Origin of the sequence: Campylobacter sp. BCW_4332 (genome assembly GCF_001763175.1) — a bacterium.
In the GTDB taxonomy this organism is placed as follows: Bacteria; Campylobacterota; Campylobacteria; order Campylobacterales; family Campylobacteraceae; genus Campylobacter_D; species Campylobacter_D jejuni.
In genome coordinates, this window is sequence record NZ_MJYF01000037.1 from 69,334 (window position 1) to 93,738 (window position 24,405).

The 24,405-nt window shown below is 29.5% G+C and carries 24 protein-coding genes and 2 pseudogenes; 17 read left to right on the forward strand and 9 right to left on the reverse strand.

Annotation, left to right across the window (positions count from 1 at the left end; all coding sequences use genetic code 11):
* Window positions 1–62: 62 nt before the first annotated feature.
* A pseudogene (locus tag AJN64_RS03510) lies at window positions 63–1,389 on the reverse strand (apolipoprotein N-acyltransferase).
* On the opposite strand from AJN64_RS03510, the gene yajC reads away from it, so the two are divergent.
* The 15 genes and pseudogenes from yajC to AJN64_RS03585 all read left to right on the forward strand — a co-directional run bounded on the left by yajC (window position 1,362) and on the right by AJN64_RS03585 (window position 17,297).
* Complete coding sequence (gene yajC, locus AJN64_RS03515; RefSeq protein ID WP_002786346.1) at window positions 1,362–1,634, forward strand: preprotein translocase subunit YajC; 273 nt, start codon at window positions 1,362–1,364, stop codon at window positions 1,632–1,634. The pseudogene AJN64_RS03510 and the gene yajC sit on opposite strands and share 28 nt — an antisense overlap.
* A complete protein-coding gene (gene secD, locus AJN64_RS03520; protein ID WP_002880810.1) occupies window positions 1,627–3,207 on the forward strand; it encodes a protein translocase subunit SecD in 1,581 nt (526 codons plus the stop codon). Before yajC ends, secD begins: the two co-directional genes overlap by 8 nt.
* On the forward strand, window positions 3,207–4,178 hold the full coding sequence (gene secF / locus AJN64_RS03525) for a protein translocase subunit SecF (protein ID WP_070292690.1): 972 nt from the start codon (window positions 3,207–3,209) through the stop codon (window positions 4,176–4,178). The genes secD and secF overlap by 1 nt, the downstream gene beginning before the upstream one ends.
* Before the next feature lie 9 nt (window positions 4,179–4,187).
* Window positions 4,188–6,617: a leucine--tRNA ligase gene (gene leuS, locus AJN64_RS03530; RefSeq protein WP_053872430.1), complete on the forward strand. Its 2,430-nt coding sequence runs from the start codon at window positions 4,188–4,190 to the stop codon at window positions 6,615–6,617.
* Window positions 6,614–7,126, forward strand: a complete 513-nt coding sequence (gene lptE / locus AJN64_RS03535; protein WP_053872429.1) for an LPS assembly lipoprotein LptE — start codon at window positions 6,614–6,616, stop codon at window positions 7,124–7,126. The genes leuS and lptE overlap by 4 nt, the downstream gene beginning before the upstream one ends.
* On the forward strand, window positions 7,110–8,507 hold the full coding sequence (locus AJN64_RS03540; protein WP_070292691.1) for a hypothetical protein: 1,398 nt from the start codon (window positions 7,110–7,112) through the stop codon (window positions 8,505–8,507). Before lptE ends, AJN64_RS03540 begins: the two co-directional genes overlap by 17 nt.
* Window positions 8,497–9,657 carry a folylpolyglutamate synthase/dihydrofolate synthase family protein gene (locus tag AJN64_RS03545; RefSeq protein ID WP_070292692.1) on the forward strand — a complete coding sequence of 387 codons (1,161 nt, stop codon included), beginning with the start codon at window positions 8,497–8,499 and terminating at the stop codon, window positions 9,655–9,657. Before AJN64_RS03540 ends, AJN64_RS03545 begins: the two co-directional genes overlap by 11 nt.
* Window positions 9,644–10,546 (forward strand): M23 family metallopeptidase, encoded by a 903-nt coding sequence (locus AJN64_RS03550; protein ID WP_002861810.1) that lies wholly within the window; start codon window positions 9,644–9,646, stop codon window positions 10,544–10,546. Before AJN64_RS03545 ends, AJN64_RS03550 begins: the two co-directional genes overlap by 14 nt.
* Window positions 10,483–10,878 carry a polymer-forming cytoskeletal protein gene (locus AJN64_RS03555; protein ID WP_002861809.1) on the forward strand — a complete coding sequence of 132 codons (396 nt, stop codon included), beginning with the start codon at window positions 10,483–10,485 and terminating at the stop codon, window positions 10,876–10,878. The genes AJN64_RS03550 and AJN64_RS03555 overlap by 64 nt, the downstream gene beginning before the upstream one ends.
* The gene (locus tag AJN64_RS03560; RefSeq protein WP_070292693.1) at window positions 10,878–13,814 is read left to right on the forward strand and encodes a DEAD/DEAH box helicase; all 2,937 of its coding nucleotides are present in this window, start codon (window positions 10,878–10,880) and stop codon (window positions 13,812–13,814) included. Before AJN64_RS03555 ends, AJN64_RS03560 begins: the two co-directional genes overlap by 1 nt.
* Before the next feature lies 1 nt (window position 13,815).
* Window positions 13,816–14,576 (forward strand): annotated as a pseudogene (locus AJN64_RS03565) (ATP-binding protein).
* Complete coding sequence (locus AJN64_RS03570; protein ID WP_070292694.1) at window positions 14,573–15,259, forward strand: endonuclease III domain-containing protein; 687 nt, start codon at window positions 14,573–14,575, stop codon at window positions 15,257–15,259. The pseudogene AJN64_RS03565 and the gene AJN64_RS03570 overlap by 4 nt, the downstream one beginning before the upstream one ends.
* Window positions 15,256–16,068, forward strand: a complete 813-nt coding sequence (gene thiD / locus AJN64_RS03575) for a bifunctional hydroxymethylpyrimidine kinase/phosphomethylpyrimidine kinase (protein WP_002861805.1) — start codon at window positions 15,256–15,258, stop codon at window positions 16,066–16,068. Before AJN64_RS03570 ends, thiD begins: the two co-directional genes overlap by 4 nt.
* Entirely contained in the window at window positions 16,058–16,690 is a 633-nt protein-coding gene (gene thiE, locus AJN64_RS03580; protein WP_002861804.1) for a thiamine phosphate synthase, read from the forward strand. The genes thiD and thiE overlap by 11 nt, the downstream gene beginning before the upstream one ends.
* Complete coding sequence (locus AJN64_RS03585) at window positions 16,668–17,297, forward strand: uroporphyrinogen-III synthase (RefSeq protein WP_070292695.1); 630 nt, start codon at window positions 16,668–16,670, stop codon at window positions 17,295–17,297. The genes thiE and AJN64_RS03585 overlap by 23 nt, the downstream gene beginning before the upstream one ends.
* On the opposite strand, the gene AJN64_RS03590 is transcribed toward AJN64_RS03585, so the two are convergent.
* Genes AJN64_RS03590 through fliW form a run of 5 tightly spaced genes read right to left on the reverse strand, consistent with a single transcriptional unit; the run spans window position 17,294 to window position 19,821 of the window.
* Window positions 17,294–17,746, reverse strand: a complete 453-nt coding sequence (locus AJN64_RS03590) for a hypothetical protein (protein WP_002870542.1) — start codon at window positions 17,744–17,746, stop codon at window positions 17,294–17,296. The genes AJN64_RS03585 and AJN64_RS03590 overlap by 4 nt on opposite strands.
* Complete coding sequence (locus AJN64_RS03595; RefSeq protein WP_070292696.1) at window positions 17,743–18,405, reverse strand: hypothetical protein; 663 nt, start codon at window positions 18,403–18,405, stop codon at window positions 17,743–17,745. Before AJN64_RS03595 ends, AJN64_RS03590 begins: the two co-directional genes overlap by 4 nt.
* Window positions 18,402–18,704, reverse strand: coding sequence for a hypothetical protein (locus AJN64_RS03600; protein ID WP_002861801.1), 303 nt, complete (start codon window positions 18,702–18,704; stop codon window positions 18,402–18,404). The genes AJN64_RS03595 and AJN64_RS03600 overlap by 4 nt, the downstream gene beginning before the upstream one ends.
* Entirely contained in the window at window positions 18,701–19,432 is a 732-nt protein-coding gene (locus tag AJN64_RS03605) for a pyrroline-5-carboxylate reductase (RefSeq protein WP_044779160.1), read from the reverse strand. The genes AJN64_RS03600 and AJN64_RS03605 overlap by 4 nt, the downstream gene beginning before the upstream one ends.
* Window positions 19,432–19,821 carry a flagellar assembly protein FliW gene (gene fliW / locus AJN64_RS03610; RefSeq protein ID WP_002852982.1) on the reverse strand — a complete coding sequence of 130 codons (390 nt, stop codon included), beginning with the start codon at window positions 19,819–19,821 and terminating at the stop codon, window positions 19,432–19,434. Before fliW ends, AJN64_RS03605 begins: the two co-directional genes overlap by 1 nt.
* Before the next feature lie 161 nt (window positions 19,822–19,982).
* Here fliW and bamD point away from each other — a divergent pair, with 161 nt between their 5' ends.
* Together bamD and lon are read left to right on the forward strand one after the other, a co-directional pair.
* A complete protein-coding gene (bamD, locus tag AJN64_RS03615) occupies window positions 19,983–20,630 on the forward strand; it encodes an outer membrane protein assembly factor BamD (RefSeq protein ID WP_002861799.1) in 648 nt (215 codons plus the stop codon).
* A 16-nt stretch (window positions 20,631–20,646) separates the two neighbouring features.
* Window positions 20,647–23,022 carry an endopeptidase La gene (gene lon / locus AJN64_RS03620; protein WP_070292697.1) on the forward strand — a complete coding sequence of 792 codons (2,376 nt, stop codon included), beginning with the start codon at window positions 20,647–20,649 and terminating at the stop codon, window positions 23,020–23,022.
* A 60-nt stretch (window positions 23,023–23,082) separates the two neighbouring features.
* Here the strand turns inward: lon and rpsR are convergent, their stop codons facing one another.
* From rpsR to rpsF, 3 genes are read right to left on the reverse strand one after another with little or no spacing between them, the layout of a single operon-like run.
* On the reverse strand, window positions 23,083–23,343 hold the full coding sequence (rpsR, locus tag AJN64_RS03625) for a 30S ribosomal protein S18 (RefSeq protein WP_002853032.1): 261 nt from the start codon (window positions 23,341–23,343) through the stop codon (window positions 23,083–23,085).
* 10 nt (window positions 23,344–23,353) lie between these two features.
* Window positions 23,354–23,905 (reverse strand): single-stranded DNA-binding protein, encoded by a 552-nt coding sequence (locus tag AJN64_RS03630; RefSeq protein WP_002921394.1) that lies wholly within the window; start codon window positions 23,903–23,905, stop codon window positions 23,354–23,356.
* A gap of 8 nt (window positions 23,906–23,913) precedes the next feature.
* Window positions 23,914–24,291, reverse strand: coding sequence for a 30S ribosomal protein S6 (rpsF, locus tag AJN64_RS03635; RefSeq protein WP_002812868.1), 378 nt, complete (start codon window positions 24,289–24,291; stop codon window positions 23,914–23,916).
* Window positions 24,292–24,405: the final 114 nt, after the last annotated feature.

Below are 24,405 nucleotides of genomic sequence, written 5' to 3' on the forward strand. Positions count from 1 at the left end.
TATTATTTGACAGAATTATAATATAAAATAACTTAAATTACTTTAAAATTAAAATTTTAATATTATTTTTTATCATTAAATATTTCTTTGGATAAATTTTTTCCAATCTTTACTTAAAAGCTTTTTAGGGAGTATAACTATATTCTCTTTACCATTTGTAGCATGATAAACACTAACTCCATATTTACTTGCATAAAATTTCATTAAGAGTTGTTGGAGTTTGTATTCGCTGCTATTATTAAACCAAGCATTGTTGCTTAGAGCTATAATAATTTGTGAATTTTGATAGTTTTGTTCTTTGGTAGCTTCATAACAAATTGCATTTGTAATAATTTGATTGTCTAATTTATATTTGCTTTGTATAGGACCTTGGGAAAATTCTTCAATATTTTTAAGAAAATATTTTTTTATTAAGTCTTTAAAAAATGGAATTTTTTCACCAAAGGGAACTAAAAAATGCTTATTTAAAATATAGACATTGCCTTTTTTAAAGATATACGTGCTATTGTAAGTATGCTCTTTTTCAGTATAAAATGCTCCCGTAATAATGGTAATTTTATAAGATAATTCTTTAAGCATAAGTTCATATTTGGTATTTTTTAAATCAAAAGCAAAAGCGGTTTCAGGCAAGATTACAAGTTCTTTTTTTTCATTTATAGCTTGAAATATATCTTGAATTAGGATATCAGAATTTGATTTTAAATTTTCTTGTAAAAATTTTTGATCTTGAGAGATATTAGTATTGATGAGTTTGTAGTTTAAATTAAGAGTTTGAGCTTGTTTTTCATTATATTGAAATCCACTAAAGAATAAAACAAGAACAATTGCTATTTTATAATATCTTGATATATAACCCTCATAGATGAAATATGCTATTAAAAATATGCAAATAATACCACGATAACTTGGGTCAAAAAAACCATAAACTGTAAAAATTCCCCAATTAAGCCAATCAAATCCTAAAGGATGGATAAAACTTATGCAAAAAATTCCACAAAGTCTTAAAAAATCAAATTTTAATAAATAACATAATCTAAAAAGTAGTCCATAAATAAAACCAATGATAATTGGTATAATTGGTACTAAATAGTTTAGATTAAAATAAATTGAAGATAAACCAATCCACCAAAACCAAAGAATCCCTACAAAAAAACCTATCCAAAAATATTGTTTAGAATTTTTACTTTTTAGAAGTAAAACTAACCCGTAAATAGCTAAAAATGGGCTAATGGTTTGTGTAAAAATATTTTCAAAAAATGATAGATAAATAGAATTTGAAAGTAAAATTGCAATAAAAAAGACTTTTATTATTTTAAAAATGATAGAATTAGTGTTTAATTTTTTTGGAATAAAGGAAAAATATGGCAGAAAATTCAATTTTAACTTCATTATTACCTCTTGTAGTGTTATTTGCAATTTTTTATTTCTTGGTGATCAGACCGCAACAAAAACAAGCAAAAGCACATAAACAAATGCTTGAGTCTTTGCAAAAAGGAGATAAAATCATCACTAATGGCGGACTTATTTGTGAAGTCGTAAAACCAGAGGAGGATTTTATCAAAGTTAAGCTTAATGAAGACAATGTTACTGCAAAAATTTCAAGAGAATTTATAGCAAAGAAAATTGATGCGTAATTCTAAAATCAATTATCGCTTGATTATTTTTATAGCGGTATTTATTTTTGGAGTGGCTTTTTCACTCCCTTCTTTTTTGCAGTCAGAACGTGGTGCGAAGATTAATTTAGGGCTTGATTTGCAAGGTGGGCTTTATATGCTCTTAGGTGTAGATAATGAAGAAGCTGTAAAATCTAAAATAAAATCAATTGCATCTTCATTGAGTTATTCTTTTAATAAAGAAAATATTTTAAATGACGGCTTAAATACCCATGATGATATTTTAGAATTTACTTTGCTTGATAATGCGGATATTGCAAAAGTTGAAAATTTGCTTAAAGAAATAAAAGGAATTAATATACAAAGTGAAAATATGCACTATAAAATTTCTTTTACCTCAGAAGAAGTAAAAAATATAGAAAATTTTGCACTTTTGCAAGCAGTTGAAACCATAAGAAATAGGCTTGATCAATTTGGTTTAGCAGAGCCAACAGTTGCTAAACAAGGTAATGATAAGATTTTGGTTGAACTTGCAGGGATTAAAACCAAAGAAGATGAACTAAGAGCAAAAGAACGCATCACAAAAGCAGCACATTTACAACTTATGGAAGTTGATGATTCTAAAATGGGTCAAGCTTCCACAATGAGCGACGCTGAGGCTGCGAGTTATGGACTGATTTTAGTGCCTGATTCTAGAAATCCAAATTTAAAATATACCTTAAAAAGTATACCTATTTTAGATGGATCTATGCTTACTGATGCTAGAGTAGGGATTAGTGATAAGAGTAATTATCCTGTGATTAATTTTACTTTAAATGCCGAGGGTTCTAAAAAATTTGCTGATTATACAGGAGCAAATGTTGGAAAGCGTCTTGCTATTGTACTTGATAATAAAGTATATTCTGCTCCATCTATCAATGAACGCATAGGCGGAGGTAGTGGGCAAATCAGTGGAGCTTTTACTCAAGAAGAAGCACGCGATGTGGCGGTAGCTTTAAGAAGTGGAGCTTTGCTTGCGCCTGTAAAATTACTTGAACAAAGAAGCATAGGACCATCTTTAGGTGCTGATAGTATTAAAATGAGTATGATAGCCTTAATCGGTGCATCGGTTTTTATTGTAGTATTTATGATGATGTATTACGGTGTGGCAGGAATTTTTGCAAATATTGCAATGCTAGTTAATGTTTTGGTAGTAGTTGCTGTTATGGCTATGTTTGGAGCAACTTTAACTTTACCAGGGATGGCAGGACTTGTTTTAACTGTGGGTATGGCAGTAGATGCAAATGTGATTATCAATGAGCGTATACGAGAACTCTTGCGAGATGGAGTAAATATAAGAGTTAGTATAGAACAAGGTTATAAAAATGCTATGAGTGCGATTATAGATTCAAATATCACTTCTTTAGTTACTTCGGTAGCACTTTATGCCTATGGAACAGGAGCAGTTAAAGGTTTTGCTGTGACTTTGGGAATTGGTATCGTTGTTTCTATGATTACAGCTATTTTAGGAACTCACGGAATGTTTGATTATTTTATGCAACGCATAGAAAAAAATAATAATACAAGATTTTGGTTTGGCTATAGGAGAAGATAATGCAGTTTTTTAGCGAAAAGAAAATTTATGATTTTATGAGAATGCGTTTTGCTGCTATTTCCCTTTCTTTTATTTTGTTTTTTGGTTCTATTTATTTACTTTGGGATAGGGGTTTACAATATGGCATTGATTTTAGCGGAGGAACTTTAGTTCAGCTTAAATATGAAAATGCAGCTCCTATAACGCAAATTCGAGAAATTTTAGAAAATCAAGGAACTTTTCAAAATTTATCTGTAACTGAGTTTGGAAGCAATGAAGAAATAACTATACGCTTTTTAGGAAGTAATGATAATGTAAGCAATGATATAGGCGAGCATATAAGCACTCTTTTAAAGGATACGGGAAAATTTGAGGTGCGTCGTGCTGATGTGGTAGGACCAAAAGTAGGTGATGAACTTAGAAATAAAGGACTTATGGCTATAGCTGTATCTTTGATAGCAATTTTAATTTATATAGCGTTGCGTTTTGAGTGGCGTTTTGCTCTTGCGGCTATAATCAGTGAAATTCATGATGTTGTGATTACTTTAGGAGCAATTTCTTTATTTAAAATTGATGTCAATTTAGATACTTTGGCTGCTGTTTTAACTGTGCTTGGATACTCTTTGAATGATACAATTATTATTTTTGATAGAATCAGAGAAGGTATTAAAACAAGTAAAAAAACCGAACTTGCACCTATTATTAATGAAAGTGTTTCAGCAACTTTATCAAGAACGGTTTTAACTTCAGGGTTGACTTTAGCAACCGTTGTGATACTTTATTTCTTTGGCGGGGAAATGATACAAGGATTTTCTTTGGCTTTAATTGTAGGTATTATAGCGGGAACTTTAAGCTCTATCTTTGTTGCAAGTCCGACATTATTATGGTTTAAATTTAGTGTGCTTGAGTTTAGAAATAAAGAAATTGAAAAAGCAAAAAGAAAACAAGATAAAGAACGCAATCGTGCAATGTATGAAAAAGGAACTGTGTAAGGAGAATTTATGGCTTATGAAGCAAGTTTAATAGAAAAAAAATGGCAAAAAATTTGGGATGAAAATGAATATTTTGAGCCAAAAGATGACTTAAATTTGCCTAAAAAATATATTTTATCGATGTTTCCTTATCCTAGTGGACGCATTCATATGGGGCATGTAAGAAATTATACTATAGGTGATGCTTTGGCAAGATATTATCGCAAGATAGGTTTTAATGTTTTGCATCCTATAGGTTTTGATAGTTTTGGCATGCCTGCTGAAAATGCAGCTATTAAACATAAAATTCATCCTAAGTCATGGACTTATGAAAATATAGCTTATATGAAAAAAGAACTTTTTTCTTTAGGTTTTTCTTTTTCTAAAAAAAGAATGCTTGCTACTTCAGATCCACTTTATACAAAATTTGAGCAAGAATTTTTTATTAAGATGTTTGAAAAAGGTTTGATTTACACTAAAGAAGCAAATGTAAATTGGTGTGAACAAGATCAAACGGTTTTGGCTAATGAGCAAGTTGAAGACGGAAAATGTTGGCGTTGTGGTCATGAAGTGGTGCAGAAAAAAATGCCAGGTTATTATGTAAAAATCACTGCTTATGCTGAGGAACTTTTAAAAGATTTAGAAGAATTAAAAGATAAATGGCCTAATCAAGTTTTAACTATGCAAGAAAATTGGATTGGTAAAAGCGAAGGTTTGGAATTTTCTTTAAATTTAGACGAAGAAAGCAAGCAAAAAACCAAAGAAAGTTCTTTAGAAGTTTTTACTACAAGAGCAGATACAATTTATGGAGTTTCGTATATCGCTTTAGCTCCAGAACATAAAATTGTTCAAAATTTGCTTTCGCAAAATTTATTAAATCAAGATGTATTAAATAAAATCAAAACTATTCAAAATCAAAGCCCAAGAGAAAGACAAAGTTCTGAAAAAGAAGGTTATTTTCTAGGAATTTATGCCATTCATCCTTTAAGCGGAGAAAAAATTCCTTTGTGGGTGGCTAATTTTGTCTTGGCTGATTATGGTAGTGGAGCGGTTATGGCTGTTCCAGCTCATGATGAAAGAGATTTTGAATTTGCAACAAAATATAATCTTGCCATCAAACAAGTTATTCAAACTCAAGAAAATTTACCTTATACGCAAAAATTAGGAAAATTAATTAATAGTCAAGAATTTGATAATCTTGATTGTAATGAGGCAAGATTAAAAATCATTTCTCAGTTTGAAGCTAAAAATATAGGAAAAAGGGTTGTAAATTTTAAAATTCGTGATTGGGGTGTTTCACGCCAAAGATATTGGGGTGCGCCTATTCCTATGATTAAATGTCAAATTTGTGGTATAGTGCCTCAAAAACTAGAAAATTTACCTATTACCCTACCTGAAGATGTGCAAATTACAGGTGAGGGTAATCCACTTGATAAACATCCAACTTGGAAAAATTGTATTTGTCCCAAATGTGGCAAAGAGGCTCAAAAAGAAAGTGATACTTTAGATACTTTTTTTGAAAGTTCTTGGTATTTTGCACGTTTTGCAAGTGATGAGAGAACTTGGCAGGAAAAAGCTTTAGATGAAAAAAGTGTAAAGTATTGGATGAGTGTGGATCAATATATAGGTGGTATTGAACATGCAATCTTGCATTTACTTTATGCGAGATTTTTCCAAAAAGCTTTAAGAGACTTGGGTTATTTAACACAAAATGAACCTTTTGATAGACTTTTAACTCAGGGTATGGTGTTAAAAGATGGTGCTAAAATGTCAAAATCAAAAGGCAATGTTGTAGATCCTGATGAGATTATAGAAAAATACGGTGCTGATACCGCAAGACTTTTTATACTTTTTGCCGCACCTCCGGCTAAAGAGCTTGAATGGAATGATGATGCGGTTGAAGGGGCTTATAGATTTATTTGTAAACTCTATGATAGGGCGCAAAATATTAAAAAAGGTGAGCTTGTAGAATTAAAACAAGAAAATTTAAATAAAGAAGAAAAATATGCAAGATTAAAGGTATATGAAGCTTTGAAAAAATCCTTTGAAGTTTATCATCAAAGTTTTGCTTTCAATACTTTAATTGCAGCTTGTATGGAGGCTTTAAATGCTTTAGCGCTTTGTAAAAATGAAGCTTTGGAGCAAGAGGCTTTTTATATTATTTTAAATATCTTAGAGCCTATCATTCCTCATGTTTGTTTTGAGCTTAGCGAGGAGCTTTTTAAATGTAAAAATTTCAAAAAATTAGAACTCAAAGAAGAGGTTTTTGTAAAAGATACTTTAAATTTAGCTGTAAGTATTAATGGTAAAAAAAGGGCTGAATTTGAAATTTCAAGTAGTGCGAGTAAAGAAGAAATTTTAGCTTTTGCAAAAGAAAATACTGCTAAATGGCTTGAAGGTAAGAGTATAGTTAAAGAAATTTATGTGGAAGGAAAGCTAGTTAATCTAGTGATTAAATGAAAAAGATTTTAATTTTTTGTATAGGTTTATTTTTAGGTGCTTGTGGATATGTTCCTACATCAAAAATCGCTAATAATATTTTCGATGAGAAAGTTTATGTTAATGTTGAATTAAGTCAACAAGACCCAAAAAATAGTATCTATGTTGCCGATACTTTAAAAGAAATGGTAATTTCAAAATTAGGGCGCAAGCTTGCTTTAAAACACGAGGCAGATGATGTAATTAATGTTAAAATGAATAATTTAGAATTTATTCCTTTAGCTTATGATAAAAATGGCTATGTCATTAGTTATAAAGCTAAATTAAATTTAGATTTTAATGTTGTCTTTAAAGATGGTTCAAGTCAGGCTTTTAGTACAAGTGGAAGTTATAATTTTGAAATTTCTCCAAATAGTATTATTAGTGATTCTGCAAGGTATGAGGCTATTCGAGCAGCTTCAAGCGAGGCATTTGATGAGTTTATTTTCGTAATTGCTATTAAAGGGCAAAAACGTGATTCCAAATACTAATGAAATAGCAAAGCAAACTTTAATTGCATTAAAAGAAAGAAAACTAAAACCAACTCCTGAAAATTATACGGAAATTTTTGAAGAACTATCTTTAAAATATGGTATCACAAGCTCAAATAAAGCTAAACTTGACAAATACAAAACCTTACTTTTACCGATTTATCAACAAGAATTAAATTCTAAAACTATAAGAAGTTTAGAAGAACTAATTAGTTTTTTAATTTCTGTTTTAAATAGACAAAGCGGAAAACAATTTAGTGAATTTTTTGATTTTTTATATACCATATCTAAAACTTTGCAAATAAGTAAGGATAAAAAGATAAGAGATTTGGCTAAGGTGACTTCGATTAGAATTTCTAAAACTATGGATAGTGAAAGTATTTACTTGCTTACCAAAAAATGGAAAGAGCTTGAAAGAAATTATGATGAAAATAATTTAGAAGAACAAGCTCGTAAATATGGCATTAGTAAATATGATGATTATGATAGCGTGATTAAAAAACTCTTAGTTAAACTTGAAGAGCGTAGTTATGAGCACTTTAGTGAATTATTATGCTTGGGTTTAAATCCTTCATTGGTGGAAGATTTAAAAATTCAAGGTTTTATACAAAATTTAACACAAAAGCCTTTTGTAATAGGCGAAGAAAATTTTAAGAACGAATTAATGGAATTTATCAATCATCGCATAATGGTTGATAATATGTATGTCCAAAAAAATTTAAATTTTTTTAATGATAATCTAAAAAAAATCTATGAATTGCTTGTTTTGCTTAATAAATCGAATGAACAAAACATGGATTTTATTAATACCTTAAAACCAGATGAAAATGGGGAAGTAAAACTTAGTTTTGAGGATTTAAAACTAAAATTTAAACAACTTGGAGAAAAAATTACATCTTTAAATAATCAAATTGAATTCACGCAAAGTTTGGAGGAGAGAGAGGCTTGGAGTGTTCTTAAAGAGCTTGATAAAATGGATGAAAATTTTAATAAGTATAAAGTTAATTATTCTTTAGCTTTATTTTCTATAGTAAATTACCGTTTCATTATGGAAAAATATGGTATGGGAAGTTTGAATGAAATTTTTGTTCGATTTAAAAAAATTTTAAAAGATTCTTGTAGCGAATTTGATGAACTGTGGATGATAGATGAAAAGAGTTATTTGATTGTTTCGCCAGGAAAAAGTAAAGATGAAATTACACAGCTTGTAAATACAAATCTTAAAACTATAGAAAATTTTAGATTTATTTATAAGCAAGATATTATAACTCCTAAAATTCAAGTGGCTTATCTTGATAAGCAAAGTAAGCCAAGTATTAATATTTTAGACGAGTTAATAAAGCAAATTACAGCGGTTAATGAGCAATATAATGAAAGTTGAGAATTTTTTAGCCCAAAAAAGTATAAATTACGATAAAATTGACCGTTTTTTGATGTTTAGAATGTATGAAAAATATAAGAAATGTTTTAAAAATATTCCTATAATCCAACTTATAGGCACAAACGGTAAAGGTAGCACGGGCAGATATTTAACTCAACTTTTAGAAAATTTAAATTATAAAATAGGGCATTATACTAGCCCGCACATTTTCAGTTTTAATGAAAGATTTTATCTTGATGGTAAGATTGCAAATGATGAAGAATTAGATCAAGCGCATATAAGACTTGAAGAAATTTTTAAACAAGACTTGCAAAAATTAAGTTATTTCGAATATGCTACTTTTTTAGCTATGATTTTATTTCAAAAATGCGATTTCATTGTTTTAGAAGCAGGGGTGGGTGGAGAATATGATGCTACTTCTGTTTTTGAAAGAAGAATGAATATTTTTACAAGAATTGGATTTGACCATGTTCAAATTTTGGGTAATTCTTTAGAAGATATTGCAAGAACCAAGCTTAAAATTATGGCACCTATAGCACTTATAAGTGATGAGCAAGAGCAAAATGTTTTAAACTTAGCAAAAAAAATTGCTTTTTTAAAAAAAGCTGATTTGCAAGTTTCTTCCTTAAATCCTTTTTTGAAAGAAAATTTTGAGATTTATTGTAAAAAGTTTGTTTTACCTTGTTTTTTAAAGCATAATTTAAAGCTTGCATTAAAGGCTTGTGAAATTTTAACTTCGCAAGAAAAAACCTTAGAAGCTTTAAAAAAGTTACAAGAGTTAAATTTACAAGGAAGATGCCAAGAAATTTCTCCAAATTTTTTTGTTGATGTGGGTCATAATCCCATGGCTGCTAAGGCTATGCTTGATAAATTTCAAGGAGAAAAAATAAATCTTATTTATAATACTTATTTGGATAAGGATATTTTTCAAATTTTAAATGTATTAAAGCCTATTATTGATACAATACAAATATATAAATATAAAAGTTCAGAACGAAAGCTGGCTGATGATGAAATTTATAGTATTGCATCAAAGCTAGGCATACAATGTAAAGAATTTGTAAAATTAGAAGAAAATAAAAAAAATCTAGTTTTTGGCTCTTTTATGCTGGTAGAAAATTTTTTAAAGGAGTGGTGTGGTAAAAAATAAATTCACTATTACCATTACAGATATTAACGGTTCAAGACATTTTTATTTAAATCAAATAATCAAAAAAATAGTTTTTTATACTATTGCTTTTATTGTTTTATTTTTAGTTTTTAGTGGTTTTTATATCAAATATCTCGATAGCAAACTTAGTGATATCAGCGAAAAGCGTGAGGAGCTTTTGAAAAAAAGCAAAGAATTGGAATTATCTAATTCGCAAATGCAAAAAAGCATAGAAGAAAAAACTCAGCAGTATGCAGCTATAGAAGATAAAATAGCTTCTTTTGAAGAGGCTTTGGGCTTAGAAGCAGAAAATAATCTTACAATTAGTGCAAGACTTGATAATCTTCAGCTTACCAATGAGCAGCAGCTTGGAATTTTGGGGCAAATTCCTAATGGATGGCCTATTGAAAATAAAGGCATTACAGGAAATTTTGGCTGGAGAGAGCATCCGCTTTTAAAAAGAAGGGAATTTCATCCTGGTATTGATTTAAGAGCAGAAATTGGTACTCCTATTTATGCACCAGCAAGTGGAGTAGTGGAATTTTCAGGTTATAGTGATAATGGCTATGGCTATAATGTAATTTTATTGCATAATTTTGGTTTTAAAACAGTATTTGCTCATATGATGCGCAAAGAAGTAGTCAAAGCAGGTCAATTTGTTAGCAAGGGGCAGTTGATAGGTTATAGTGGCAATACAGGTCTTTCTACGGGACCGCATTTGCACTATGAGGTAAGGTTTATTAATAAAACTTTAGAACCTTTGTATTTTTTAAATTTGCAAAGAAAAAATATGAATGATTTTTTTAATCAAGAAAGGAGAGTTCCATGGCAATCTTTAATAAAGGCGGTATCAGCCCAACATCCAGTCCTAGCTCAGAAACAACAGTAATTTCTTCAGGTGCGAGAATTGAGGGTAAATTTTATTTTGCTTCTATGCTTCATGTCGATGGAGAGTTAAGTGGTATTATTCATTCTGAAAGCATTGTAGTTATCGGAAAAAATGGAAATTTAAAAGGTGAATTACAAGCAGATAAAATTGTAGTAAATGGGTATTTTGAAGGGCAACTTGAGGCCAATAGTTTAGAAATTTTAGCGGGCGGAGTTGTTAATGGCGATATTTCAACGCAAAAAATTTCTATAGAAAATGGCGGTCGCTTTAATGGAACTAGTAAAATTAAAGAAGATACTATCAAACTTATTGAAAATAACAACGAAGAATAATGCAAGCTTCATTTTATGAATACCTACAAAATCCAAAAATTTGTGAACTTTTGCTTTGTAAAGATGAAAAACAAGCAGATTTGCTCGCTCAAGTTTCACGATTTAAGGGTTTAAAAACCTTTGTTTTACCTGATTTTAGAGCGCAGTTTGGAGATGATTTAAGGGCTTTTTCCAAAGAACTTTTTGATCTTTGCAAGATTTTAAATGCTTATCATAAAGAAGAAGAAAAAAAAATCCTTATTTCTCCTTTAAATACTGTTTTAAAAAAACTTCCTTCAAAAAAACATTTGCAAAATTATTATATCGATAAAAAACAAAATTTTGATTTGAAATGTTTTGAAGATGAAATTTCAAGATTGGGATACGAATTTGTAGATATAGTTCAGGATAAAGGTGAAATTTCAATTCGTGCGGATATTATTGATATTTTTTGTATCAATGAAGAAAATCCTATTAGAATTTTACTTTTTGGCGAAGAGATTGAAAGCATAAGATATTTTGATTTGCAAAGTCAAAAGTCTATTCCTAATGAACTAGAACATTTTGAAATTTGTCCTTTTTTAAAATATTTTGACAAAGAAAATTATGAAATTTTTAAGGACAAATTAGAAGATTTTCAAAGCGATACTTTAATACATGATATCAATTCTTTAGGGTTTTGGTGTATTGATGATTTTTTTGATTATTTAGAACTTGATTTTTTAGCTTGTGAAAAGTTTGATATTAATGAATATGAAAAAGATATAAGTTTTGTGAATGCAAAAATTTTACCTCAAGCTAAAAAATTTAAAGAATTGCAAAGTTCTTACAATAAAGATTTTTTTGAATTTCATAAAAATAAAAAAATCACACTTTTAGCTAAAAATGAAGCTTTGTTTAAAGCTTTGGAGCTTGAAGATACTCAAAATATCCATTTTGTAAAAAGTGATTTAAGGCTTAATCTTATTAGTCCTGAAGAGCTAATCATTTCTTTAAATCAAAAAGAAAAACAAAAAACAAGAAAAAAAGCTAGTTTGATTATAGATGAGCTTAAAAATGGGGATTATATAGTACACGAAGATTATGGGGTAGGTAAATTTTTAGGTCTTGAGATGATAGTGATAAGCGGAGCAAAAAAAGAGTTTGTTGCTATAGAGTATCAAAATTCTGATAAGCTTTTATTGCCAGTGGAAAATCTTTATTTAATTGATAAATATTTGGGCGTGAGTGGATCTATTCCAAGTTTAGACAAACTAGGTAAAACAAGCTTTATTAAACTTAAAGAAAAATTAAAAACTAAACTTTTAGCCATAGCTTCTGAAATTGTTATTATGGCAGCTAAAAGATCTTTGGTGCAAGCAAAAAAAATCACAGTGGATTTAAATAGACAAGCTGATTTTATAACTAGTGCGGGTTTTATTTATACAAGCGATCAAGAGAAAGCTTGTCATGAAATTTTGCAAGATTTTCAAAGTGGAAAAGTCATGGATAGGCTTTTAAGCGGTGATGTGGGTTTTGGAAAAACTGAAGTTGCCATGAATGCTATTTATCCAGTGGTTAAAAGTGGATTTTGCGCATTTTTATTTGCGCCTACAACTTTGCTTTCTCATCAGCATTATAAAACCTTAAAAAAGCGTTTTGATCCTTTTGGTATAAAGGTTTTTAAACTTGATCGCTTTACAAGTAGTGCAGAAAAAAAACAAGTTTTACAAAATTTAAAAGAAAATAAAGCTTGTGTAGTTGTAGGAACTCATGCGCTTTTAAGTGTAGAATGTGAAAATTTAGCTCTTGTTATTATTGATGAAGAGCATAAATTTGGAGTGAAGCAAAAAGAAAAGCTTAAGGAAATCACTCAAAATTCACATATTTTATCTATGTCAGCAACTCCTATACCAAGAAGCTTAAATCAAGCTTTAAGCTCTATAAAATCTTATAGTGTTTTGCAAACTCCACCAGAAGATAGGATGGATGTAAGAACCTTTGTTAAAGAAAATGATGACGCGCTTTTAAAAGAAGTTATAGCAAGAGAGTTAAGACGTGGTGGGCAAATTTTTTATATTCATAATCATATTGCAAGTATAGAGCAATGCAAAAAACATTTATTAGAACTTTTTTCTACTTTGCGTATTTTGATTTTACATTCTAAAATCGATGCCAAGGTGCAAGAAGAAGAAATGTTGAAATTTGAAAACAAAGAATATGATTTGCTTTTAAGCACCTCTATCGTAGAAAGTGGGATTGATTTACCTAATGCAAATACTATCATAGTAGAAAAAAGCGATCGTTTTGGTATGGCTGATTTGCATCAATTGCGTGGGCGTGTAGGAAGAAGTGATAAGCAAGGTTATTGTTATTTTTTAATCGAAGATAAAAATGCTATCACAAAAGATGCTTTAAAGCGTCTAGTTTCTTTAGAAAGCAATTCTTTTTTAGGCGCAGGTTCTGTTTTGGCTTATCATGATCTTGAAATTCGTGGCGGTGGAAATTTATTAGGCGTAGATCAAAGTGGACATATCGAGCAAATTGGATATAGTTTATATCTTAAAATGTTAGAAGATGAACTTAATGCTTTAAGTAAAAATGAAGTGGATCAAAAAGAAAATAAACTTGATTTAAAACTCAATGTTAATGCCTTTTTAAATAGTGAGCTTATCAGCGAAGATCGCCTAAGATTAGAACTTTATAGAAGACTTAGCAAGTGTGAGCAAGTTCATGAGGTTTATGAGATCGAAGGTGAAATTGAAGATCGCTTTGGAAAACTTGATGTTTATACTAAGCAATTTTTATCTTTGATTATTATTAAAATTTTAGCTTTAAATAAATTTAAAAGTATTAGCAACTATGAGCAAAATATTCAATTTACTGCTTTAAATGATGAAAAAGAACTCATCAAAGCAAAAAGCAAAGACGATGATGATATTTTAGAGGCAATTTTAACGCATTTAAGAAAGGCTTAAAATGGATTGGAATAAAACTTATGCAGCAATTTATAGGGCAAGAAAAGACTATTTAAAGCCTATTTTTGAAATCGATCCTATCACTTTAAAAGATTTAGTAGGTATGGAAAGTCAAAAAAAAGCACTTTATGAAAATACTTTAAATTTTATTCAAAATAAAGGGGCAAATCACGCACTTTTATGGGGATCTAAGGGCACTGGAAAATCAAGTTTAATTAAAGCTACATTTAATGAATTTAAAGAACAGGGCTTAAGACTTGTCGAATTAAATAAAGAAGATTTATTTGCCTTAGTAGATATCATCGATGAAATCAGATTAGAAAATTTTAAATTCATACTTTTTTGTGATGATTTTTCTTTTGAGAAGGGAGATGATAGTTATAAATTTTTAAAACCTTTACTTGAGGGAAGCATAGAAAAAGCCCCAAATAATATAATTATTTATGCAAGTTCAAATCGTAGGCATTTATTAAGTGAAAGCATTATTGATAATCTTAATACGCAAATTGCACATACAGAACTTCATTTAAGCGATGCTGCTGAAGAAAGATTAAGCTTGAGTGATAGATTTGGTTTGTGGTTAAGTTTTTATCAGGGAAATTTAGAAGAGTATTTAAAGATGATAGATTTTATTTTAAAGATTATTCTTGTGATAAAGAGCTTTTACACGCTAAAGCTAAAGAATTTGCTACTCTAAGAGCAAGTAGAAGTGGTCGTACTGCAAAGCAATTTTATTTGGCTTTTAAGGAGAATTTTAAATGACTGGAGCGCAAATTTTTACCAAGCTTTTAAATTTGGATTTAAATTATCATGATTTTGATTGGCTTGAAAATCAAGGATTGAGTGAATTTGAGCTTTTAATTTCTGTGATTTTAACTCAAAATACAAATTGGAAAAATGTCTTAAAAGCTTTAGAAAATTTAAAAAAAGAAAATATTACAAGTTTAGAACAAATCAATACTTTATCCAATTTAGAACTTGCAACTTTAATTAAGCCTAGCGGATTTTATAATACCAAAGCCAAGCGTTTAAAAGGCTTAGTAGAAAGTATCATAAACACTTATGAAAATTTAGAAAATTTTAAAACAAATGTAAGCAGAGAGTGGCTTTTAAATATCAAAGGTTTGGGTTTTGAAAGTGTTGATGGTATTTTAAATTATCTTTGTAAAAGAGAGATTTTGGTTGTAGATAATTATAGTTTGCGTTTGGCTTTTCACTTAGGCTATGAGTTTGAAAATTATGAAGAATTAAGAGAATTTTTTCAAAGTGGTATAGAGAGTGAGCAAGAAAATTTGTGTAAAATTTTAGGGAGAAAATGCGAACTTTACGAACTTTATCAAATTTTTCATGCTTTGATTGTAGCTTTTGCAAAACAGAGTTTTAAAGGACAAAAATTAAGCCCTAAGGGTGAAGAATGGATCAAAATTTTAAAGGAAGATTTATGAAAGCAAAAGGAAGCGAACTTATACCTGTTTTAACTATAGCAGGGAGTGATTGTAGTGGTGGAGCAGGGATACAAGCCGATCTTAAAACCTTTAGTGCGCACAATCTTTTTGGTATGAGTGTGGTTTTAAGTGTGGTAGCTGAAAATACCGCAAGGGTGATTTCTGTACACGATATACCTACTCAAAGCGTAGATGAACAAATGCTTGCCGTATTTGAAGATATAGTGCCAAAGGCAACTAAAATCGGAATGATAGGTTCTTGTGAATTAATGAGCTGTGTAGCTAAAAATTTAAGCGAGTTTAAACCTCAAAATGTAGTGATCGATCCTGTAATGTTTGCTAAAAATGGCTATGCTTTAATGCCGCAAGAAAATTGTGATTTTTTCAAGCAAACCATAGTAAAATTTGCAGACATTCTTACGCCTAATATTCCTGAAGCAGAGTTTTTATGCGGTTTTAAGATCGCTAATGAAGAGCAGATGATAAAAGCAGCTAAACATTTATGCAGCTTGGGGGCTAAGGCGGTTTTACTTAAAGGCGGACATAGTGAAGAAAATGCCAATGATGTGCTTTATGATGGAAAAGAAATTTATATTTTAAAAGGCGAACGCATAGAAACTAAAAATACTCACGGTACAGGTTGTACGCTTTCTTCGGCTATTGCTGGTAATTTGGCTAAAGGCAAGGATTTATTTCACGCCGTTAGTGAAGCTAAAGAATATGTAAGAAATGCGATTTATTATTCACTCAATCTTGGAAAAGGTTGTGGTCCTACAAATCATTTTTTCAAGTTTTTAGATGAAAAATAAATTAGATCTTAGTCTTTATCTAGTTGCTTCTCAGGGAAATAAAAGCGAGGAGTGTTTTTTAAATACTTTAGAAAATGCTATAAAAGGCGGAGTAAGTATCATACAACTTCGTGAAAAAGAGCTTAATGCAAGAGAATTTTATAAACTAGGCTTAAAGGTGCAAAAACTTTGCAAGGCTTATAAAATACCTTTTTTGATTAACGATAGAGTGGACATAGCTTTAGCCTTAGATGCTGATGGGGTGCATTTAGGGCAGGAAGATTTAGAAGTAAAACTAGCTAGAAAGCTTTTAGGAGATGAAAAAATCATAGGCTTAAGCCTTAAAAAGCTAGAACAACTTGAGTTTATACAAGGAGCAAATTATCTAGGTTGTGGAGCCATTAAGGCAACACCTACTAAAGAAAGTTCGCTTTTAAGCCTTGAGCTTTTAAGCCAAATTTGTGATAAAAGTCCTATAGGGGTTGTAGCCATAGGAGGGATTGATAAAGAAGCACTTATTGAGTTAAAGGGTATAAATTTAAGCGGCGTGGCTGTGGTTAGGGCGATCATGGATGCTAAAGATGCTTTTTTGGCAGCTAAAGAGTTAAAGTGTAAAATCTATGAAAATTTATCTCTTGAATGAAACTCCTTTTAAAGGGGTGGAAAATCTTATTTTAAATGAGATTATTTTTTACGATTTTAGTGTGGATTTAAGTTTATATGATGCTTTAATCTGTACTTCAAAAAATGCTTTAAAAGCTTTACAACATGCAAAAATCACTTTAAATTTTAAACTCAATTTATACGCTGTAGGACAAAGTACAGCTCAATACGCTAAAAATTTAGGTTTTAAAAAGATTAAAATTCCATCAAAGGCTTATGGAAAAGATCTTTTTCTTGAATTTAAAGAGGAATTAAAAACGCAAAAATGTTTATATTTAAGGGCTAAAAATATTGTTTCAACTTTAAATTTGGATCTTAAAAATGTAGGTGTGGATTTAGATGAAATGATTGTTTATGAAAATGTTTTTAAAAAAGGCGACAAAAAACTTACTCATCCTGCTATTTTTATATTTACCTCTCCTTTAAGTGTAGAAAATTTTTTAAAATTTTATAGCTTAAAAGAAGAAGATAAGGTTGTAGTTATAGGGCAAAGCACAGCAAAGAAGCTTTTAAATTTTAAAAATCTTTATATATGTGAAAACCAAAGTCTTTTAGAGTGTGTTAAGCTTGCTAAGACTTTGGTTTAATTTTTTAAATTCCAAAAATTTTCTTTGGGATAAATGATAATGCTTTTTGTAAGTAAAATTTCATCATTGACATTTTTATCACGATTTAAAGCAATGCTAATGTGGGCTATAATAACACCATCTTTGCTTAAATTTGCATCGGGATTAAAGTTGGAAAATTTAAAATTAACACATTGTGCAATAGGATAAAAGTATTTTATTTTAATCAAAGCTTTTGCGTAATTAAAATATATATTATCTAAACATTCTTTATTTTCTTGCTTTGCTTGATATAAAAAATATTTAGAAAATTGTGTTGCATTATGACTTAAAATTTGAGCTTGAAGGTAGTAATAACTATCTTGGATTATTTTTGGAGTGTAGCTAGATATGTTTAAGGTCAAGCTCATCCATAGACTTATTAGTAATATTAAAAAAATTGTCCAAATTAAAACATAAGCTTTTTTCATAGTAAAATTCTTTTTTCAAGGCAATATGTTGTTTGTCTTTTTAGGCAAATTTTTAATTTATTGTTTTGCAGGTTAAATGAGCTTATGTTTTTAGAAATTAATCCTTGTTGGTTTAATTGTTCATTAAATTTTGGCTTTATTTCATATATAAGTCCTTCATTTTGCAATTTGATAACTAATTGAGCTTGCAAAGGAATAAAACTACCTGTAAAATTTGCAGATATACCATTTTCCAAGATGGATATTTTTTCAATCTTATTAATTTTATAAGCATAGCTAATATGCTCATTGTCGTTATATAAATCTTTTCTGTTTTGGAGTTGTGTTTTAAAATCAGAATGAGGTGAATAAAGTGTATGATTATTTTCTAAAATAAGAGCAGAATTAATAAGATAAAGTTTATTATCTTTTAGGCTAATTAACTCATCTTTTAAAAGACATTTTAATGTATTTTGTGAAAATGTAATATTAATACAATTTTGTATTAATTTTTCTATTTTAAGCAAGTTTAAATGTGTTTGAGTGATAAGATTGTTTGTATGTAAAGCAGTGAAATTTAAATGATAAAAATCCATTAAAGGTTTTGAAAGTAAGCTAGCTATAAAAGTAAAAAGTATTAGCGATAATATAAGTTCAAAAAGTGTAAAAGCTTTGCTCATTCTTTAAAATAAACACTATAATTTTGATCTTGAAAATATAATTTTTGAAATTGAAATATACCATCATTAACAAACTGTTCTTGTAAAATTATAGGTTTTAAGGCTGAAGTTTGAAGTATGATGGTTTTAAAAATGGGCTTTTCATATAATTCTTCTTGAAGTTTATAGAGTCTTTCAAAAATATTTAAATTTTCATAGTTTTTGTAAAGTTGAGTATAATAATAAAAAATGCCAATGAAAATTAAAGATATGATCGTTATAGCACTAATACTTTCTATAAGTATGAAAGCCTTTTTCATTTAGCGCTGCTAGCATTTATGGCTTCAAAAAAACTTCCGCGAATTGCTTTTTGTTCGAGTATTTTTATGCCTTTTATTGTAACTCCGCCAGGAGAGCAAATATTTTCTTTGATAATAGCTGGATGTTCATGTTCTAGTAAAGCACTAGAGCTTTTAAATAAAGAGCGCGTAAGATTGAGACTAAGTTCTTTTGACAAACCTTCATAAACTCCAGCATTAGCAATACTTTCTGCTATAAGTGCTAAAAAAGCAGGAGCGCAGCCGCTAATCGCCATAGCTGCATTCATTTGTATTTCATTATCTAATTTATAAGCCGAGCCAAAAGTTTTTAAAATGTCTAAAATTTCATTTTCAAAATGAGAGTTTTTAAGTATATATGGTGTGGTTGAAGCCTTATATTTAGCTGCTGTATTAGGCATTATTCTAACATAATTTTGAGCTTTGATGGTTTGTAGTTTTTCAAAATCAACATTGGCTAAAACAGAGATTAAGATACGTGCTTGTCCTTTTAGCATTTGAGCAATATTTTCTAAAGCATAGGGTTTAAATGCTAAAATAACATCTTTACCTTCTATGTTAAAATCTTTGTAAAGTAAGGTTTTAAAGCCTTCTTTGGTGAGGGCTTGAAGTTTTTCTATACTTCTTCCTACTATACAAATTTCATAATCATCTTTTAATCCATAGGCTAAGGCTGTTGCCATAGCTCCATTTGCAAGTATATAGAGCATTATTTTTTAATATAATTAGCAATTTGATCAGCTTGAAAAAAGTCCGGATAATTAACTGTATCTAGTATCACTTGTACCATAGTATTATTATCAAGATTAATGACTACTGGAGCTAGAAAATTCACTGTCGATTCTTCAATGCTTTTTGCTATGGCTACTATATTAAAAATTTTCATATTAGATTCAGGTGTTAAAGAAAGAAGCTCTTGATAATAAGTTGGTATATCAAATTCATAATCAGGTCTAATTAAATAAGGATTAATTAAAACAAAAGAAAAGTCTTTACCATCAAGACTTTTAAGTCTTACAAATACTTCATCGATAGTTGAAAATTCCATATTTTTGGTTTCTTCAAAACCTAAGATAGGGCATTTAACAGCTAGGGTCATGTTTTCTCCTCAAGTTATAATGTTTAATATTTTAACATAAAATAAGCAATAATCATTCCAAAAATTTTAAATTATTTAATTAATTTTATTATAATTTTAGAAGAACATAATTATAAAATCGTTAAAATATAGATTTTTGAGAATATAAATCAAGGTGAAGTATGAAAAAAGGTATTTTTTTATTGGTTTTTTTAAGTGTTTTTTTTAATGCGTGTAGTACGAAAAATGATGAAGGTTTATACAATCTTAGTGCTAGTGAGTGGTATAAGCAAATTATTAAAGATTTACAGGACAAGGATTTGGAAAAAGCCGATGATCATTATAATGGCATGGCAAGTGAGCACATTGCCGATCCTTTATTGGAAACTACTTTAATTATTTTAGCACAAGCTCATATGGATGAAGAGGAATATAAGTTAGCTGAATTTTATTTAGATGAATATAATAAAAAATTTGGAAATTCACGCAATGCTGATTATATTCGCTATCTTAAAATTAAAGCAAAATTTGATGCATTTGCAGTGCCAAATCGTAATCAGGCTTTAATGCTTGAAAGCCAAAAAGAAATAGATACTTTTTTGAAAGATTATCCTTATACAGAATATGAACCTTTGGTTCAGACAATGCTTACAAAATTTAATTTAGCGGTTTTTTATCTTAATAGTACTATAGAAAATCTATACCAGCGCATAGGGCATGATGAAAGTGCACAAATTTATAAACAAAGACTTCAAGAAAGTGAATTTTATCAGCAAAGTATTATCAAACCTGAGCTTCCTTGGTATAGAAGTATATTTGAAAGATTTTAATAAACAAGGAAAATAAATGCAGATTGAAGAGATACAAAATTATCCAGCAAATTTACCAGTATTGGTTGAAGATGAATTATTTTTATATCCTTTTATGATAACTCCTATTTTTATTAACGATTCATCCAATATGAAAGCTTTAGATCTTGCGATTAAAAATGATAGTATGCTTTTTGTTGCGCCTTCAAGGTTGGAAAATGGAAGAAATTTTGATGAAATTTATAATTGTGGAGTGATTGGGACTATCATGCGAAAAGTTCCTTTACCTGATGGAAGGGTGAAAATACTTTTTCAAGGATATGCTAAGGGTAAAATTATAGAGCAAATTTCTAATAAACCTTTAGAAGCCAAGATAGAACTTATAAAAGAAGACTTTTTAGAAGGAACTAAAAAAGAAGCACTTCTTGAAGTTTTAAAAGAGAAGGTAAAAAATTTGGCAAATATTAGTCATTATTTTTCTCCGGATCTTTTAAGAACAATTGAAGAAGGTTTTGATGCATCTAGGATTTGTGATTTGATTTTAAATACTGTGCGTATTAAAAAACAAGTTGCTTATGAGTTTTTTGTTTTAACAGATCTTGAGCAAAAATTAGTAAAATTAATAGATTTAATTGTTCAAGAAATAGAAGCCAATAAAATTCAAAAAGAAATTAAAAACAAAGTACATTCTCGTATTGACAAGGTAAATAAAGAATATTTTTTAAAAGAACAATTAAGACAAATTCAAAAAGAGCTTGGTTCTGATACACAAAAAGAAGATGAGGTTAGAGAATATCAAAAGCGTCTGGAGTTAAAGAAGAAATTTATGCACGAAGACGCTTATAAAGAAATCAAAAAACAAATTGAAAAATTCGAACGCATTCATCAAGATAATTCCGAGGCATCGATGATTCAAACTTACATAGAAACAGCATTAGATGTTCCTTTTGAAAAAATTTCTAAGAAAAAACTTGATATTAAAGAAGTTTCAAAACAGCTCAACCATGATCATTATGCATTAAATAAGCCAAAAGAACGCATAGAAGAATATTTTGCAGTTAGGGAGCTTTTAGAAAAAAGAAAAATAGCAGAAAAAGATGGTGCTAAAGTTATACTTTGTCTTTATGGGCCTCCTGGCGTGGGTAAAACTTCACTGGCAAATTCTGTTTCAAAAGCTTTAAAAAGAGAGCTTATTCGTATAGCCTTAGGCGGACTTGAAGATGTTAATGAGCTGCGTGGTCATCGTAGAACTTATATAGGCGCTATGCCTGGACGTATTACCCAAGGACTTATAGAGGCAAAACAAATTAATCCTGTAATTGTATTGGATGAAATTGATAAATTAAATCGCAGTTTTAGAGGAGATCCAAGTGCGGTGCTTTTAGAAATTTTAGATCCAGAGCAAAATTCTAAATTTAGGGATTATTATTTAAATTTTAATATTGATTTAAGTAAAGTCATTTTTATAGCAACGGCAAATGATATTAGCAATATTCCTGCACCTTTAAGAGATAGAATGGAATTTATAGAACTTAGCTCTTATACTCCAAGTGAAAAATTTCATATAATGAAAAAATATTTAATTCCAGATGAGCTTAAAAAACATGGCTTAAAATCCAATGAATTATCTATTGATGATGAAACTATAGAGTTAATCATTAGTGATTATACTCGTGAATCAGGAGTTAGAAATTTGCGTCGCAAAGTGGCAGAGTTGTGTCGTAAGAGTGCTAAAAAACTACTTTTAGAAAATATTAAAAAAGTCATTATTAATACAAAAAATTTGAATGAATTTTTAGATAAAAAAGTTTTTGAAATAGAAAAAAATAATGGAGAAAATCAAGTAGGTCAGGTTAATGGTTTGGCTTGGACAAGTGTAGGTGGAGATGTTTTAAAAGTAGAGGCTGTAAAAATTAAAGGTAAAGGAGAATTAACGCTCACGGGAAGTTTGGGTGATGTAATGAAAGAATCAGCTAGAATTGCTTTTAGCATGATAAAAGTTTTAATCGATGAAGGAAAAATAAAAATACCTAAAAAAATAATTATCGATCCTAAAGTTAATGTTTATGATAGTTATAATATTCATATACATGTGCCAGATGGAGCTACTCCAAAAGATGGCCCAAGTGCAGGCATTACGATAAGCACAGCTATTGCTTCTATTTTTAGTGATAAAAAGGTTAAAGCAGATGTTGCAATGACAGGTGAAATAGATTTAAAAGGAAAAGTTTTACCAATAGGCGGATTAAAAGAAAAATTAATTGCAGCTTATAAAGCAGATATAAAAACAGCTTTAATCCCAAGAAAAAATTACGAAAGGGATTTAAAAGATATTCCTAGTGAGGTTAGAGACAATATGGAAATCATTGCTGTTGATACTTTTAGTGATGTTTTAGAATATACTTTGGTTTAATTTTATTTTGAGAATAAATGTATAAGAAAGCAAACTTTTTACAAGTTTGCTTTTAAAAGATTATAGTCCTTCAAAAGGATTATTGATTACTTCTTTTCTATCTACTATATAAGGGATAAGAGCTACATGTCTTGCACGTTTGATTGCAACTTCTACCATTTCTTGGTATTTTTTGCTTGTACCTGTTAAACGGCGTGGCATGATTTTAAATCTTTCAGATAAAGCATGTTTTAACATTGCTGTATCTTTATAATCAATAAATTCAACTTTTGCTTCAGTGTATTTGCAATATTTGCGAGAGTATTTTCTTTTTTCTGCCATAGTTTATCCTTTAAAATGGTAAATTAGTATCATCGCTATCATAAGCATCGATATCAATTTCTTTTAATTTTTCTTCGTGTTGTGGGTTTTGGTTTCTTTGTGGAGCAGGGTTTGCTTTTGCTTTATTAAAATTTTGATTTTCACTCATATAAGGATCATAGCTTTGATTTTCATAGTTTCCACTATAATTGTTGTTTGAAAAGCTATTATTGCCAAAATTTCCGCCTTGTTGTGGAGCATTGGAATTGCCAAGCATTTCCATATTTTCAACTTGAATGCTATGTTTAGAGCGATTTTGTCCATTTTGATCACTCCATTGTTCAAATCTCAAACGTCCTTCTATGAGTACTTTTGAACCTTTTGTAAGGTATTGGTTTGCAACTTCTGCGGTGCGACCATAAAAGCTTATATCAATAAAGCAAGTTTCTTCTCTTTTTTCTCCATTTGTGGTAAATCTTCTTGTTACTGCTATAGCGGAAGCTCCAATAGCACTACCGCTTTGTGCATAACGCATTTCTATATCACGTGTAAGATTTCCAACCAAAACAACTTTGTTAAACATCTTTTTCCTTATTGAATTTCAGGAGCATCTAAAGGTTTGATTTCTTTTTTAGATTGCTTAATCCCGTGGCTTAGTTTTTCCCAAGCTGCAATTTCTTTTTTATTTTCATATTTTACGATTAAAAATCTTATTACTTCTTCAGTGATTCTTAACACCCTTTCAAGCTCAGCAATCAAGTTTGTAGGAGCTTTGAAATAAATCACAAAATAAGTTCCTCTTTCGTATTTTTTGATTTTATACGCTAATTTTCTAGTGCCCATTGGAACAACAGTTTCAATTTCTGCACCATTTTTGGTTAGGACTTCTTTAACGAATTCCAACTTCGCATTCACTTCCTCTTCGGTAAGTGTTGGTTTTAAGATAAATAAAACCTCATAATGTTTCATCTTTTCTCCTTATGGATATTAAAGCCCATTTTATGAGCAAGGATTTTGCATAAAGCAAGACTAGATTATATCAAAATATACTTAATTTATACTTCAATAAGTGTTGTAACTTTT